Genomic DNA, 562 nt, shown 5'->3' with positions numbered 1-562 from the left:
GCGGGGCTCCGACTGTTTGTATGCATGCGGTTTCAGGATCTGTTTCACTCCCCTCCCGGGGTTCTTTTCGCCTTTCCCTCACGGTACTGGTTCACTATCGGTCGATCACGAGTATTTAGCCTTGGAGGATGGTCCCCCCATCTTCAGACAGGATTTCACGTGTCCCGCCCTACTTGTCGTACACCTGGTTCTTCCACATGATTTTCGGCTACGGGGCTATCACCCACTATGGCCGCACTTTCCAGAGCGCTCGCCTAATCATGCAGATAAAGAGTACAGGCTGGTCCCATTTCGCTCGCCACTACTCTGGGAATCTCGGTTGATTTCTGTTCCTGCGGTTACTTAGATGTTTCAGTTCACCGCGTTCGCTTCACGTAGCCTATGGATTCAGCTACGGATACTCCATTCGGAGTGGGTTTCCCCATTCGGACATCTTCGGATCAAAGCTCGTTTGCCAGCTCCCCGAAGCTTTTCGCAGGCTACCGCGTCCTTCATCGCCTGTGATCGCCAAGGCATCCACCACATGCACTTGTTCGCTTGACCCTATAACGGGTGTGTCTCT

Annotated in this window: 1 rRNA gene; it reads right to left on the bottom strand. The window is 53.6% G+C overall.

Annotated elements, in window-relative coordinates:
• Positions 1–543 (bottom strand): 23S ribosomal RNA (locus tag J8I87_RS44155); the annotation flags it as partial.
• Positions 544–562: the final 19 nt, after the last annotated feature.

It is taken from the genome of Paraburkholderia sp. LEh10 (assembly GCF_017814945.1).
In the GTDB taxonomy this organism is placed as follows: Bacteria; Pseudomonadota; Gammaproteobacteria; order Burkholderiales; family Burkholderiaceae; genus Paraburkholderia.
This window is presented reverse-complemented; position numbering and strand designations above follow the sequence as displayed.